This window comes from Owenweeksia hongkongensis DSM 17368 (assembly GCF_000236705.1).
GTDB classification, from domain to species: domain Bacteria; phylum Bacteroidota; class Bacteroidia; order Flavobacteriales; family Schleiferiaceae; genus Owenweeksia; species Owenweeksia hongkongensis.
Window position 1 is genome coordinate 282,986 of record NC_016599.1, and the last position, 14,743, is coordinate 297,728.

Sequence of the window (14,743 nt, forward strand, 5' to 3'; positions counted from 1 at the left end):
GTTTGTCAAAGTGATTTTATAACACGGTGTATTACCTTTGTTTATATGTTTGATTTTAGACTTAGGGTATTTTATGCCATCGTGCAAAAAGGTAGTTTTTCAAAAGCTGCGGAGGCACTGCACATTACGCAACCAGCTGTAACAAAGCATGTGAAATTGCTGGAAGAGCATTTTTCTGAAAAGTTATTTGACCGAAAAGGATATAAGGTAGAGCTTACACAGGCAGGTCGTGTTTTGCTAAAGCATGTGCGCGCTATAGTGGGGCAATATCAAAAGTTGGAGTTTGATATGAACTTACTTCAGGAGGCTACTAGAGGGCAGATTGATATGGCGGCAAGTACTACTATTGCTCAATATTGGTTACCTCCGTTACTGGCTGAGTTTCACTCGAAATTTCCCGAAGTGAAAATAAGTATGGTAAATGGAAACACGCGGGAAGTGAAGCATTTAGTGCTGAATAGTAAGGTTCATCTTGGTTTGATAGAGGGTGAAACACAGCAAACCGGATTGAGTTACTCTCCTTTTCTGAAAGATGAAATTGTGTTGGTGGCTCCACGAGGACATAGACTGTCTCGAAAAGGAGAGGTGACTTTAGAGGAGCTAAAACTGGAAAAGTTACTTATACGAGAATCAGGGTCGGGGACTTTACAAATTTTGAGTACAGCCCTGCAAAAAGCCGGAATGCCTTTGAGTGAGCTGGTTGTAGAGATGGAACTCGGCAGTACGGAAAGTATAAAGTCATATCTTTTTCATTCTGATTGTTGTGCTTTCCTTAGTATTCATACCGTATTAAAAGAATTAAAAGCGGGCGATCTAAATGTGATTGATATTCCAAATTTTAAAGTGGAACGAAACTTTTATCTAGTACAACGCTCTGAAGACTCTGGGCCTTTAGCAAAGCTTTTTAAAGATTTTATCTCGATAGACTATAACTAAAAGTAATGGCTTATCATTTTATGTGATTTGCGAGACCTAATGCTATAAGGCAATTTTGCTCGTGAAAAATAAATAGGAATGGGTATTCTAAAAGAAATCACAAATGACTTCACTCCTTTAAATTGGAAGAAGCTAGTTTTTATCGTTTTAGTTTTCTTGTGTCTTACACCGTGGATGTCGCCTGCCATAGCTTTATTGCTCGGTTTGGTGGTGGCTCAAACTATTGGAAACCCAATTCAAAAAGTAAATAGCAAGGTCAGTTCGCTATTGCTTAAAATCTCAGTAGTGGGCTTAGGTTTTGGTATGAATATTAATAGTGCCTTAGAGACAGGAAAGGATGGAGTAATCTTTACGGTTGTATCTATTACACTTACTCTTTTTCTAGGTTTTCTTTTAGGTCGAGTTTTTAGAATCGATTTGCAGATTTCGCGCTTGGTGGCCTCTGGTACCGCTATTTGTGGCGGAAGCGCCATTGCTGCTATTGCTCCGGTTATCAAGGCCGATGAAAAGCAGATATCTGTTGCGCTTGGAATTGTGTTTATTCTAAATTCAATCGCTTTGCTAGTTTTCCCGTCTATCGGTCATTATTTAGACATGACACAGCAACAATTTGGCATGTGGGCAGCCATTGCAATACACGATACCAGCTCGGTAGTAGGAGCGGCTGCGCAATATGGCGCTGAAGCTTTAGAGGTAGCTACTACAGTAAAATTGACGCGTGCATTGTGGATTATTCCGGTGTCGATTGCTTTTGCACTAGTACACGGAAAAGAGGGTGGAAGCAAATTGAAGATACCTTACTTCATTGGCTATTTTGTATTGGCTATGCTGGTAAACACTTTTGTTCCTGGTATGGAAGTGATAAGCCCTTATTTAGTGGCAATTTCAAAAGCTGGATTAACGCTGACTTTATTCCTTATTGGAGCCGGCCTTTCTTTCAATTCGGTTAAAAGTGTTGGTTTTAAACCTCTTTTAGTTGGGGTTTCACTATGGTTGTTTATTTCTTTAACGGCACTGTGGGTGATTCTTTAAATCAAGACCTGCTTTTTCTTAACTCGTCAATTTATCAAGATTAGCGGTAATTTTTTCCACTGGCCAATCCCACCATTTCAGTTCCAATAACTCGGCTATTTTTTCCTCAGAAAAACGTTTGCGGATAAGCTTTGCGGGATTGCCGCCAACTATACTATAAGGCTCCACATCCTTGGTTACAACGCTTTTGCTGCCAATGATTGCTCCATCACCAATTTTAACTCCTGGCATAATGGAGGCTTCAAAACCAATCCATACATCATTGCCAATTTGTGTGTTGCCCTTCGTAGGATATGTTTTGCCTTCCATGGCATCTTTCCAGTCTTCACCAAAAATGGCAAACGGAAAAGTGGACACGGAATCCTGAAGGTGGTTGGCGCCATTCATTATGAAAGTTACTCCTGAGGCTATTTGGCAGAATTTGCCAATTATGAGCTTATCACCAACAAAATCGAAGTGGTACTTTACATTTTTTTTAAAGTTGTAAACGTCTTCAAAGTCATCGTAATACGTGTAATCGCCCACAATGATATTGGGGTTTTTGACGATATTTTTCAAAAAACACAGACGATCATAATGTGGTAGTGGAAAGCTTAGATCTTTATCGGGAGCGGCCATAAATTGGTTTTGAGTTAAAATAAAGAAAGGTCCGGTAAGCTAAGCGGCTCACCGGACCTGGTAAAATTAAAACTTTCCGAGCTTTACGCTTATCCCTAATTCCCAACCCGAAAGATCATGATCAGCTATCATAAAATCGTCATTAGTTTTTATAAACTGATATCCGGCAAACAGGGAGACCACGGCACTTTTACTGATATTAAAATCGAGACCTACCCGAGGGGTAAATGCTACCAAGGTGGTTTTGGAGATTTTAGAATCAGAATTAACTTCCTGAACCGATGCGCCTCCCAAACCTATAGGCAATGAAAAAGAAGGGTGCAAAATCTTATGGCGAAAAGGCATGTATTCCAAAAATATTCCACCATAACCCATGCTGAGTTCCAAAGGATTGTCGTAGCCGTTTGGCACACCATCAAACTCGGAAGAACCTGTCATGCCCTGGCCAAATCCACCTAAAGCAAATTGGCTGTTTAGTACTATAGCTCCCTGACCTCCAGCCATAAAAGCTGTTTTTCCAACCGGGTTTATTATGCTGGTTCTGGGGCCGCCATAAGCTCCCCAGCTAAGGGAGTCGCAATTTTGTAAAGTCTGTATTTCTTTGCTTTGTGCGAATACATTTAGCGAAAGCGAAATGAGAAAGATAGCAAGGATTGATATTCTCATCGTGATAAAATTTAAAGGTTAAATATTGAAGTTTTGCTGCAAGTAGAGGAGGCTTTCTTCAAGCACTTTGTCTTGTCCGTTTAGGATATCGGTTTCCGTATTTTGAACATATTTTACAGGAGGTATACCGGCTTTTTCGAAGGTGCTGCCATCCGGGTTGCTAATGCGTTGAATGCTGTATTCATAGCGCCATCCATTGGCTAAAAATCGTGCTGGACCCACGGTGGAAAGAGCTCCAGCTGTTGTGTCACCCATTTGTACTACATGGGCAAAAGACCGCATGTTGAGGGTGAAAATTTCGGCTTCGCTGGCCGTGGCCGCATCTGCTAATAGGATGATGGGTTTTGTGAAATTTACAACCTCAGCCCTTTGAGTGTAGCATGCTTTTGCAGAAGTAAAGTCATTCCTGTCTGGGCCATCTTTATATTGGGAATTATATATATGATGGCACCCATCCGAAAAGTAAGCAGCGTATTTTGCCGCAAGGCCATCATAGCCGCCAATGCTGGTGCGTATGTCTATAATGAGGGCATCCAGATTTTGATAATCCATTTGCTGAAGTGCGGAGCCAATTAATCCGGGATTTTCATCTAAAAAAGCAGCAATAAAGATGTAGCCTACATTTTCCTTTCCAGCCATCTTGCCATTAAGGATGTAATTGTTGGGCGAGGCAATTTCGGTGAGATAATCATTTGCAATAAGTTCCAAATCAAACTCGGTTACAGCCTTTTCAGCCTTGTCATCTCCAGAAATAAATACTTCTTTGGATGCATCATCATACAATTTTACATGCTCATCATTTAGCTTATCCATCATCTCAGTTAACACATTCCACAAATCCTGATTAGAAGTGTTGCTGGTAATCAGCGGGCTATACATATTTCCCAAATCATCCCACTGAAGTGGAGAGTCAGTAAAGCCGCTATAATGCTCGTCCATGTCTGTCCACACGGCATCAAAAATGGTTTGAGGGTCATTGACTTGGTCTTCGTACAAAAACGATTTTTCACAGCTTGATGTGAAAATGAGAATCGCCAGTGATACTGAGGTTTTAAGTATATTTTTCATTTTAAAATTTGAATTTTAGTCCGAACATGAATTGATGGGTTGCAAAGGCGATTTTTTCAGAATCACTAACGTGGGTATAGGCGCCTTCATATTTAGCCGTGATATCTGCCCAGTTGAAGATTTGATAGCTGGCTTGGAGTCCTAATTCTGGTGCGAAATAGGTGTCGGGGCCTTGCCATTCGGCATCGTCAAAAAGAAAGTTTAGAATTTCATCGCTGTCATCATCGGTAAAACCAGAATATGCAGGACGGCTGTTGCTGGTGATTAAGGGTAAGCTCGCTTCCGCGGAAAAACTCCACCTCTCTAGGGTGTAATCTACTCTGGCGGTAATTCCCAGGTTGCTGGTGCTTAAGTAACTGTAGGCCGAACTCAGTTCAGGGTCATCTTCCCACGTTATCATTTGTGAGCCGAGCTTGTAGCGAGGTCCCAAGTAGAGTGTACATCCGTTGGCTTCGCCCAGTTTTCCCAGCCACTGTGCTGTAAAGTCTAGACCCAAAAGATGGGTTTCAAAACTTTCATACGGATCATAATCTAAAGTGCCGGCCCAGCCCTGCAATTCAAAATCAAGAATGTGACCTTTTTTACTAAAATGCCGAAAGCGCAACTCAGTAGGCATGTGGCCTAGTTTGTAGCTCAATGGCGAATAGCTCAAATCTTTCCATTGCCCCATGCCAATGCCAGTCATCAGACTTAGTTGGTTACGTTTTTGGGAGTTGTTTTGTGCGTTCAAGGCAAGGCTGAAACACAATAGGATGAATAATTTGATGGTTTTCATACGTGTTTATTTAATTGATTTTTTGGACAAAGAATCTCCTGGCAAACCCTCATTAAGGAATTGCAAAAGCAAAAAGGTCTTATGTTTTTAATTAGTGTTTAAGTGCTGCTCAGAAGTGCGGAAATGATGATTATATCCTGGCAAAAGTGAATGAGCCATGCCCAAAATATTCCTTTGGTTTCAAGAATAGATTTGGCCAATAGCCAACCGAGAAATCCTGCTAAAAGCACACCGCCAAACCCACCAGGGGTACCCCAGTAGTGAACTATTCCAAAAAGGGAACCGGAGATTATGGCGATGTATTTGTCCGGTATTTTATCTTTTAGGGAAACAATAATTCCCAAGCGCGTGACGGTTTCTTCTACAAAGGAATTGATCAAAGCTAGAGCTAGTGTAATAGGCAGAAATCTGATTAGTTTGTCAAAGTCAATTTCGGGAGTGGAAAAGAAGGCGACCGTTGCTGTAACTAGCGATATTACAATCGTGAAATTCCAACCGATATGTTTCCAATTTTGCCCATTCTTTGGTTTAATTCCTAGCGCGGGTACTGGAGTGACCTCTGCATTTATCTTTCCCTTTTTGAAGTAGGTTGTAAAAACTAAAGGTTGGGTTTTACATAAAAGTAATATCAGACCTATTGCCAGAGCTAAGGTAGTTATCTGATAGGTAATCAGTGTTGAAACTTCTGTAGGAAACACAGTCCAAACTTCAACAAAGTCCAGAGTATGATTTAACACTGGGAGTAGCACGGTCAGGCCAATCACAATCATCGGTAGTAAGCCAACCTTTTGTGGGTTAAGAGTTAAGGATTTCATGGTGCGGATTTAAGGCTTTTGTTTTTCCACTTCCTTCTGAAAGAAGTTGTACAGACGGTGTGAGCCATATCGAGGGGCTACATTATCCATGGCCATAGCAGTCATAAAAAACTCTATAGGGCCGTAGGTTTTGGACGAAGTGAAGGTGCGTAATAAACAAATGGTAAGCCTACGTGTCCAGTCAGGGAGGTGCGTGATTTTTACATCCTTGTACCAGCTATCAAGCGCCAATGCGGCAATTTCGTTTTGCGAAAGCACATCCGGGCCACCTACGGTAATATTCTTTTCTTTTGACGAAATGGCATCCACCACCACTTCTGCCAGGTCAGCTCCATGAATGGGATTGAGACGAAATTGACCATTGCCGAAAAGATAAACCCTTCCTCGTTTTGCCATCTCCAAGAAGTCGCCCATATCAGAAAAGAAACCATTGGGACGCAGTACAGTGTAGTCCATTCCTGAATTTTTCAGTTCGTCAACAAAAGCTTCTTTGGCTTCAAAAATTTTTAGTTGGCGCATTTTATCACCATTAATGGCTGAGATGTAGATAAATTTTTTGACACCTGCTTGATACGCTTCTCGCAGCAAATTTTTGTTGGCCTGATAATCTACATCCATATAGGTAAGGCCATTTTTTTGACGCGTAATACCCACGGTGCTGATCATTACCTCAAAGCCTTCACAGATGCCCGATAGGGAAGAAGGCACGGTTACTTCAGCTTCCAAAATCTGATCTTTGTTAAGGTTGGGTAATTTGGCGGGGTTTCGGGCAATAGCTTTAAAGCTGATGTCTCTATTTTTTAATTCCTGCAAAATGTGTTTACCGAGGTAACCTGTAGATCCGGCTACCAGCACCTTTAAGTTTTCATTTTTATTAGTCATTGTAATTCTATATTTCTGATTAATTGACGGAGCAAAAGTGCGCTGAAAGTAAAGGCCAGTCGTCCGCAATTATCATTTAGGACTTTTTTGATATTGGGAAAATCAATCCTAAAAACACCAAAGCCCAAAACCTGAATTGAGTCACAGTTTTGGGCTTTGGTAGTAAAGCATTTTAAGGTGATATTTAGAATTTTATACCAAAATATAGGTTAGGTTCAAAAAGGAAATAATTAGCCCATCTATTATCCAACTCCTTAAATTCTGAAGGTGTATTTGTATCAATGAGCCAGGTTTGGCAGTGGATTTGAGGTTCTACAAAAAATTGCTTTTTCTTACCAAACGCCCAGTGGTAGCCAAGGTGAAGGGAGGTGTACAGTTTAAAACCATTATCTATTTTGTTGTTGTCCAAATCCAGGTAGGTTTTGTATTGGGGTAATACTTCTGCGGTTGTAAAAAGACCTTTCCATAGCATACGTTGATAGGAAACTCCTAAACCTGTTTCGCGCACATAACCAGGGTAGTATTCGGTTCCCGATTCTACTTTATCCAGCAGGCCATCCCACCAAAGGATACCCATGGGCTGAAACAAGCGCCAGGAGGCAAACTTTACCCCAACAATATTTTTGGCATCTAACTCATATTTGAAATGAAGCTCAATATGTTGGGTGTTGGTTCTGTCGTCCCATGATTTTGTAAATAATTGCGGAACGATGATGAGAGGCATGCTTACCCTGTATTTATGATCAAATGTGGTTTTGGTTTCTTTTTTCGGACTTAATTGTGCTGAGGCACTTAGCGTGCAAATGACTAAAATGATGATTGGTAAATTTCTCATGGTGTAATTTTTTGCGGAATAAAAAGTGATTAATAATTTGATTTAATTACTCCGCAAAGATGTTTGGCTGAGAAAGGGCAATCGTCCGTGATTATGATTCAGGACATTATTGTACGAGTTGCAATTCCAAACGTCCATGACCTGTTCCTGTATGCAGTCAGGTGCTCTTTGCTAATTTTTATAATTATGCTGTTTAGGGCACCAAGGGGAAGAAAACTGTTGAACAGCTTAACTTCATTTTTCTAAATTTACCTTCCAAAATTAATCCTTCAGGTGTGACGCGCGATATCATCGACATTAACGACTTCACTATACTTATTGAGGAATCTACAGCAGAGCATCAAACGGTAGATATATGCGGGTTTGACGAACCACTTATTGCAGTGGCGTTCTATGGGTCAGGGAATGTTCACCTTGAGGTGGAGTACGGGAAGAAGCAAAAGGAATTCGATCACACCAAAAGCATCGCGCTTTCTTTTTATGCTGATGAAAAAGTGCAGTTCATTCACACCGTGTCTCCTGAAAAGCCCCTGAAATGTATGGTTATTGCCACGGCTTTGCGCAACCTCGAAAAGCTCCCCAATCAAGAAGATGAGCTGTTTTCGAAAATGCTTTCACAATTGGTAAACCCAAGCGATCACTATGTGGAAGGCCCCGTACTATATATGACTCCTGAAATGCAAATGGTTGTTGATCAGATTTTTAGTGTGCAGTATGAGGGAAAAGCCAAGATGATGTTTTTCAGGAGCCAGATGACGGTACTACTGGCGCATTTCTTCGGGCAGCTTTCCACAATGAAAGAAAAAGGGATGAAGGATGAGGAACGTGAAAAACTCTATCTCGCCAAGCAGATTCTATCAGACAATCTCGAAAACCCTCCTTCGCTTACTGAACTTTCTCGTCAGATTGGGCTCAATAGCTTTAAGCTAAAAAAGAATTTCAAGGAGCTTTTTGGAGTGCCTGTTTTTAAGTACCTACAGAACGAAAGACTTACTAAAGCTCATGACCTTCTTAGGAATGGAGATGCTACCATTCAAGAAGCGGCATGGCATGTGGGTTATGATAGTCTCAGCTCGTTCTCGAACGCATTCGCAAAAAAATTTGGCTTTCGCCCCAGCGCAATAAAGCGCTAATCCTTTTCAAACAAATTTTACTCCTTTCCCAACAAGCTCCTGACTCGGGGATCGAAGAGCTTTGCCTCATCATTAAAAAAGTAAAAAATGATGAAAAAGGTAAAAATAACATGGCTCTCATTTCTTGTATTCACCTGTTTAACGCTAATGATGCAGTCATTTTCCTCGTCTTCGGATGATTCTTTTTCCGAAGAATCAAAATCTCAAAGTGATCCAGTACATCTGAAAAAGGAGGCACTGACGGTGCTTGAGACAAAATGTAATGTGTGCCATCGCAAGCAAAACCCTTTCAGGGTTTTTAAGGAGAAAAACATGGAGCGCTTTGCTTCTAAAATTCACGAACAGGTATTTATCAAAAAGAGAATGCCTAAGGCTGGTCAATCGCTTACAGATAAAGAAAGTAAAACTCTTAAGACTTGGTTATTAACCCAAAAAATCAACAATTATGGAAATGATTAAAAGCATCTCATTTTTCATCACATTGCTACTTGTTGGATTGTCCGCAGGCTTCTTCTACTCATGGGAAGTTTCAGTAATACCCGGCACCAGTAGGGTATCCAACTTAAGCTACCTGGAAACCATGCAGCAAATCAACCGGGCAATTCTCAATCCGAAATTCTTTCTAAGTTTTTTCGGTAGCCTGATTTTCCTCGTACTAAGTAGCTACCTGCATTACCGGGATGCGATCAACTCCGCCTTTTGGCTTATGTTGCTTGCAACAATAGCTTATCTCTTTGGCACTTTTGGTGTAACTGCTTTTGGGAATGTGCCGCTCAATGACGCACTGGATGCTATTAACCTACAGCAACTTAACTCTACCCAACTGGAAGACACTAGGCTTTCCTACGAAAGTAAGTGGAACAGACTCCACACTATCAGGACCCTATTTTCCATGCTATCATTCAGCCTGGCATTGTTGGCACTCTTCGTCAATCAAAAGGCTGCAGAAACAGTATTCACTCAATTTTTTAATTTATAAACTATCATAAATGAAAAGTAACATTCTCGTAATTGGAGGCACAGGTAAAACTGGTCGTAAAGTGGTGGAGCGTCTTCAGGACCTTCAACAAAATATAAGAATCGGATCGCGCAGTGCTAATCCATCATTCGATTGGCAAGATCCCACCAACTGGGCGGAAGTCCTTAAAGGCATAGATAAAGTTTACATCACTTTTCAGCCGGATCTGGCGGTTCCGGGTGCATTGAAAGCCATTGAAACACTAACGCATAATATGAAGAATAGCGATGTGAAAAAGGTGGTACTGCTTTCGGGAAAAGGTGAAAAGGAAGCTGAGCTTTGCGAACAAGTGATTATTCATTCGGGTATCGATTATAGTATTGTCCGTGCCAGCTGGTTTATGCAGAATTTCAGCGAAAGCTTTTTCCTTGATTCCATTGTGGCAGGACATGTGGCCTTGCCCAATGCAGATGCTAAGGTTCCTTACGTGAGCACCGATGATATTGCTGAAGTTGCTACTGAAGTTCTACTTGACGATCAACAGAATGGCCAGATATACGAACTGACAGGCCCGCGATTACTTACCTTTAGTGAAGTTGTACAGGAAATTTCAATTGCCACCGGTCGTGATATCCAGTTTACGCCTATTTCTCTGCCTGCCTATTCCGATATTATGCGTGAGTTGCAGGTTCCCGAAGATTTCATCTGGCTAATCAATTATCTCTTTACCGAGGTTCTTGGCGCCCAGGGTAATGATGTAGTTACCAGTGACGTGGAAAAAGTACTTGGGAGAAAGCCTGTCGATTTTTCAGATTTCGTAAGGGAAACAGCCAAAACAGGTGTTTGGAATCAGGTAATGCCACATCAGGCTTAGATAGTTTTTCACATCATTTAATTTTTAAAATAACTTCATCATGACAAGTTTAAACTTCAAACATGCGGTAATAAGTGCTGCAACAGTTTATGCAATAGGTATACTGACATTTGTAAGCTCATATTTCATACCTCTGCTTGATGATCCAGATTATCAAGCCAATTTGGTCTTGATGATTGCTATCATACCCGCTGCTTATTTAGGAGCGCATCTTTACTACCGCAAAGCTCATAATACAAATGGTTTCATACTGGGGGCATCTATGTTTGTAGGTGCCATGGTGCTGGATGCACTTATCACCGTTCCCTTAGTCATCATCCCGAATGGTGGAAACTATATATCCTTTTTTGGAGACCGGGGCTTTTGGCTTATTGGTGTGGAATACGTTGCAGTTGTAGCAACATACTGGCAATTTGGAGTTATTAATCGCCAGGAAAATCAGGTAATCTAAAATAGAATGAAAGTCCAGTCCGCAGCAATGTGCGGACTGGACTTTATCTTAAAACAGAAAGAAATGAATCTAACAACTGCAATAAAATTGACACTCGGAATAGTGGTGGCGATACTTCTTTTTCACCTAAGTATCCTGTTTAAAGTAGTTCCTTATGAAATAACTTGGGGAGGAAGATTGACCAATGATTTTGAAATGTACGTGTTTGAAACAGTTTCTGTTCTAGTCAATCTCTTTTTGCTCACCTTGCTGATGATTAAAGGGAAGTACTGGAATGCATTTATGCCTCTGCGGATTGTCAATATTCTTTTGTGGGCTTTTGGAGCTCTTTTTGCTTTGAACACAGTTGGGAATGTTTTAGCCAAAACAAGCTTTGAAAAGACATTTGCAATAATCACTCTGGCTTTATCTTTTTTGATTTGCTATATCCAAATCAAGACTGGTAAACACCATTTGGAAACGAAGTCTTAACAGTTAGCTTTCCGCCCTTTTCTTCAACGCTGTCATCACTTTTGCTAAAAACACCACATGTTCCCTCAAGTATTCTGTCTGGTTGAAAGTTCCCATGAGATACACATCCCATTCGGGACAGTAATACATAAACGATCCTGTGCTGCCACTGTGCCCAAGAAGTACCACGTCTGGTAAAGTGAAGAACAGCTCTTTCAAAACAAATTTGCGAAAGCCAAAACCATAATACATTCCCTTAGATTCGAGAGTCCAGTTTTGCATTTTCTCAAATGAGGTGGGCGAAATGATTTTACCATTGATTAAAGCTTGTTCAAACTTCATAAGATCTTCACAAGTGGTGAGTAAACCGCCACCGGCCCAGTCCAGGCTTAAGCTGGTATATGTGCTTATTTCCAAATCTTCAACATACAACTCAGCCATTTTACCCGTTTTTTCCATTGGCTTAGAACGCATATACATGCTGGTGTGTTTCATTTCTAAGGGTCGGAAAATACGATCTGCAAAAACCTCATGTAGTGCTTTGCCTGTTAGGTTTTCGATAATCATTCCGAGAAGAATATACTCCGTATCAGAATAATGATAGCCCGTGCCAGGAGCAAAATGCGGCTGCATTTGATCTTTAGCAAAAAGCAACAATTCCATAGGCGTCCAAAAGTGTGCGGTATCGGTTACCAAAAGCTCCCGCATAGATGGCCCATTGGCGGGCTCATCTTCAAAGTAATCAGGTAAACCCGAGCGATGCTGAAGGAGTTGAGAAACCGTAATTTCATTGGAATAGTCCACACCTTCATAAATGTGCAGGCTGTCCATAATTTCTTTGGAGAGATAATTTGAAATGGGGTCGCTAAATTGAAGTTTGTTTTCTTCCTGAAGTAAAACGATGGTAGTGGCCGTAAAGGTTTTCCCTATGCTGGCGCTAAAAAACGGATTGTCGGTTGTAACCTTAGTTCCATCTTTAAACTCACCTTCGGCCCAGTTCCAGTCCAAGTTGAGTTTATCGGAGTGTACTGCAAAAAAGGCGTTATGAACGTCTTTGCTTTTAAGTTCCTTCTCAAAGATTTTTCTAAATTTTTGCCCTTCTTTGCTTGGCTGTGCAAAAGCAGCATTTACCATAAGGAGTAATGCTAAAAAAGTGATTAATGTTTTCATTTTTTACTTGGTTTGAAATTATGCTGCAAAAGTGAAACACACCAATTCGTCAATCGTCCGTGATTATGATTTAGGACAAATTGTTGGATGATTCCTTGCTTTGAAGATGGGTGGCGGAAGAAGTGGCATTGCGCGAAATTTTCAGCGTGAAAAACAAAGTGATTCCCATTAACAACACGACTATAATCGAAAGGACAGGATAGTTGAGCATTTTACCATCTTCATCTTGAAAAACAATCCAGCCAGCTGCTGTAGCGGCAACGCCTGCGCATATTAGCTGAAGTGCTGAGTCGAACGTCATAAAAGAGCCTCGATCGGTACTTTTTGGAATTTCTAAGCCAAGAGCTCCTGAGCAAATCATACGTGCGGCCATACCAGAAAAAAGAAGGGTGTTGCATACCACAACCCAAATAATACCCGCTTCATTTAGCTGAGAAATTGTAACTACCATAATAGCGGCAATTCCTGTCCCAATAGCAAAGACTTTAAAATGACTGGTTTTGTCTGCCAGCTTTCCGATCAATGGACTCAGCAGTATAGTAGCAATGCCAGAAGCACCGAAAACAACGGCCAAGTCATCTTCAGATATCAATTGATTTTTTACATAAAAAACAGAGGCAAACGTCATAAAAAGTACATCCGCTATTACGAGGGTGACATTATTTGCAAACACAAACCAATAAGAAGGTGTGGAGACAATACCCTTGAGTTTGGACGATACATTACTCTGTTCTTTAAGATGACCTGTGATGGGCTTCATGATAAAAAGAGAAAGGATATAAAACAGCAAGCCTACCGACAGGATAATGAAATAGGCCATCTGCCATTGATAATGGGAAGCAATAAAAACCGCGGCAGGAAGGCCTAAAACCTGGCACAGTGCGAAGGCTACGTGAAGTGAGCCCATAGCTCTTCCTCGCTGCTGCAAGGAAAAAATCTCACTAACCATAGCATAACATATGGCCGCAACTACACCACCAAAAATGCCTGTAAATACCCGCGCGGCTATCAGCATCCAAAAGCCCTGTGCCAATGCGGAGCCCAGAATACCAATCAAAAAGCCAGTGTAGATAAACATTAAAAGCTTTTTGCGCTCAAACCTATCCGCAAAGGTGCTGAAGATTAATGCGGAAGTTCCAGCACTAATAGAGTAGGCCGACACAACATACCCAAATTGGCTGGTGCTAAGATCTAATGCGGGCATAACCATCGCGCTAATGGCCGGCAATAGCATAAAATCGAGCACCATTGTAAACAGTAAACCGGCAATGCATATCAGCAATTGTATTTGATAGGAGGTGAATTTTTGGACTTCTGTAGTGGCGGTTTTCATGGGCTTAGATTTGAGTTGTAAAAGGTGCCGTTATCGTAAAAAGTTAGCAGGAAAACGCTTTTCGGGCAAGGCGTTGTAATTGGTTTCAAATTCTGACTTACGCTGAAAAAGAGCCCAAATGGTAAAAATGATTTCTCCTAAAAAGGTATAGTCTGATACCAGTATTTTTTGATACCAAAGCAAATAAAACAGGCTGTCGAGCATATAACCTATACCAGAAATAATCAGCAAAATACCAATGAGCTTGGCCCATCGCGATTGATGCAAAAAAGCATAACCCACCGGCAGCAGCCAAAGGCCCCAAAATAGGGTGGCTATAAAAACTCCTGCTTGGTAAAGATTTAGATGGAGAGCAATCATTTCAAGATTTTCGGAGTGTTGGGAGAAATGTAAAACCGACACATTATTGAGCTCATTGACCAAAGATATAATGGCACCTGTCATTAAAAGAAGGGCAGCGCTAACAGCTAGTGTGGACGAGAATTTCTTTAACCAGCGGTAGGTGAAAATGGCCAAAAAAAGACTGGAGGCATTCATCAATACGGTAGCCAATATGCCGTATCTCAATAGCTGAGGGTTGGCTTTAACTTGTGTAAGCGTATGGGCAGCACTACCATAGTCATAAAGCGAAATAGGAACATAGGCCATACCGAAGAAACCAAAAATAATGAGCAGCAAAAAACTCACACCCATTAGTCTAGCATAGTTGAAATTTGTTTTCATCTTTTAATTTTTATGTTCCGCAAA

General features: G+C 41.0%; 18 protein-coding genes. 8 read left to right on the forward strand and 10 right to left on the reverse strand.

What is annotated here, in order from left to right:
- Positions 1-45: 45 nt before the first annotated feature.
- Positions 46-936: a LysR substrate-binding domain-containing protein gene (locus tag OWEHO_RS01310; RefSeq protein ID WP_014200646.1), complete on the forward strand. Its 891-nt coding sequence runs from the start codon at positions 46-48 to the stop codon at positions 934-936.
- A 78-nt stretch (positions 937-1,014) separates the two neighbouring features.
- On the forward strand, positions 1,015-1,968 hold the full coding sequence (locus OWEHO_RS01315) for a YeiH family protein (protein WP_014200647.1): 954 nt from the start codon (positions 1,015-1,017) through the stop codon (positions 1,966-1,968).
- Positions 1,969-1,986: 18 nt separating this feature from the next.
- Here OWEHO_RS01315 and OWEHO_RS01320 read toward each other — a convergent pair whose 3' ends face one another.
- The 7 genes from OWEHO_RS01320 to OWEHO_RS01350 form a co-directional block, all read right to left on the reverse strand.
- A complete protein-coding gene (locus OWEHO_RS01320) occupies positions 1,987-2,586 on the reverse strand; it encodes a CatB-related O-acetyltransferase (RefSeq protein WP_014200648.1) in 600 nt (199 codons plus the stop codon).
- A 66-nt stretch (positions 2,587-2,652) separates the two neighbouring features.
- Complete coding sequence (locus OWEHO_RS01325) at positions 2,653-3,252, reverse strand: hypothetical protein (protein WP_014200649.1); 600 nt, start codon at positions 3,250-3,252, stop codon at positions 2,653-2,655.
- A gap of 18 nt (positions 3,253-3,270) precedes the next feature.
- Positions 3,271-4,320 (reverse strand): S41 family peptidase, encoded by a 1,050-nt coding sequence (locus OWEHO_RS01330; protein ID WP_014200650.1) that lies wholly within the window; start codon positions 4,318-4,320, stop codon positions 3,271-3,273.
- Between the two features lies 1 nt (position 4,321).
- The gene (locus OWEHO_RS01335; protein ID WP_014200651.1) at positions 4,322-5,095 is read right to left on the reverse strand and encodes a hypothetical protein; all 774 of its coding nucleotides are present in this window, start codon (positions 5,093-5,095) and stop codon (positions 4,322-4,324) included.
- Positions 5,096-5,193: 98 nt separating this feature from the next.
- On the reverse strand, positions 5,194-5,910 hold the full coding sequence (locus OWEHO_RS01340; RefSeq protein WP_014200652.1) for a CPBP family intramembrane glutamic endopeptidase: 717 nt from the start codon (positions 5,908-5,910) through the stop codon (positions 5,194-5,196).
- Between the two features lie 9 nt (positions 5,911-5,919).
- Entirely contained in the window at positions 5,920-6,792 is an 873-nt protein-coding gene (locus tag OWEHO_RS01345) for an SDR family oxidoreductase (RefSeq protein ID WP_014200653.1), read from the reverse strand.
- A 184-nt stretch (positions 6,793-6,976) separates the two neighbouring features.
- The gene (locus OWEHO_RS01350; RefSeq protein WP_014200654.1) at positions 6,977-7,627 is read right to left on the reverse strand and encodes a hypothetical protein; all 651 of its coding nucleotides are present in this window, start codon (positions 7,625-7,627) and stop codon (positions 6,977-6,979) included.
- Positions 7,628-7,902: 275 nt separating this feature from the next.
- Between OWEHO_RS01350 and OWEHO_RS01355 the strand changes: the two genes are divergently transcribed.
- From OWEHO_RS01355 to OWEHO_RS01380, 6 genes are all read left to right on the forward strand, one after another.
- Complete coding sequence (locus tag OWEHO_RS01355) at positions 7,903-8,760, forward strand: helix-turn-helix transcriptional regulator (RefSeq protein ID WP_014200655.1); 858 nt, start codon at positions 7,903-7,905, stop codon at positions 8,758-8,760.
- A gap of 87 nt (positions 8,761-8,847) precedes the next feature.
- Positions 8,848-9,219: a hypothetical protein gene (locus OWEHO_RS01360; RefSeq protein WP_014200656.1), complete on the forward strand. Its 372-nt coding sequence runs from the start codon at positions 8,848-8,850 to the stop codon at positions 9,217-9,219.
- Positions 9,206-9,739 carry an anthrone oxygenase family protein gene (locus tag OWEHO_RS01365; RefSeq protein ID WP_014200657.1) on the forward strand — a complete coding sequence of 178 codons (534 nt, stop codon included), beginning with the start codon at positions 9,206-9,208 and terminating at the stop codon, positions 9,737-9,739. Before OWEHO_RS01360 ends, OWEHO_RS01365 begins: the two co-directional genes overlap by 14 nt.
- A gap of 10 nt (positions 9,740-9,749) precedes the next feature.
- Entirely contained in the window at positions 9,750-10,592 is an 843-nt protein-coding gene (locus OWEHO_RS01370; protein ID WP_014200658.1) for an NmrA family NAD(P)-binding protein, read from the forward strand.
- A 40-nt stretch (positions 10,593-10,632) separates the two neighbouring features.
- Positions 10,633-11,043 carry a DUF5367 family protein gene (locus OWEHO_RS01375; protein ID WP_014200659.1) on the forward strand — a complete coding sequence of 137 codons (411 nt, stop codon included), beginning with the start codon at positions 10,633-10,635 and terminating at the stop codon, positions 11,041-11,043.
- Between the two features lie 63 nt (positions 11,044-11,106).
- Entirely contained in the window at positions 11,107-11,514 is a 408-nt protein-coding gene (locus OWEHO_RS01380; RefSeq protein ID WP_052301160.1) for a hypothetical protein, read from the forward strand.
- A 3-nt stretch (positions 11,515-11,517) separates the two neighbouring features.
- Here OWEHO_RS01380 and OWEHO_RS01385 read toward each other — a convergent pair whose 3' ends face one another.
- The 3 genes from OWEHO_RS01385 to OWEHO_RS01395 all read right to left on the reverse strand — a co-directional run bounded on the left by OWEHO_RS01385 (position 11,518) and on the right by OWEHO_RS01395 (position 14,719).
- The gene (locus tag OWEHO_RS01385; RefSeq protein WP_014200661.1) at positions 11,518-12,663 is read right to left on the reverse strand and encodes a serine hydrolase domain-containing protein; all 1,146 of its coding nucleotides are present in this window, start codon (positions 12,661-12,663) and stop codon (positions 11,518-11,520) included.
- 70 nt (positions 12,664-12,733) lie between these two features.
- A complete protein-coding gene (locus tag OWEHO_RS01390) occupies positions 12,734-13,996 on the reverse strand; it encodes an MFS transporter (protein WP_014200662.1) in 1,263 nt (420 codons plus the stop codon).
- Positions 13,997-14,026: 30 nt separating this feature from the next.
- The gene (locus OWEHO_RS01395; protein ID WP_014200663.1) at positions 14,027-14,719 is read right to left on the reverse strand and encodes a DUF4386 domain-containing protein; all 693 of its coding nucleotides are present in this window, start codon (positions 14,717-14,719) and stop codon (positions 14,027-14,029) included.
- Between the last annotated feature and the right edge of the window lie 24 nt (positions 14,720-14,743).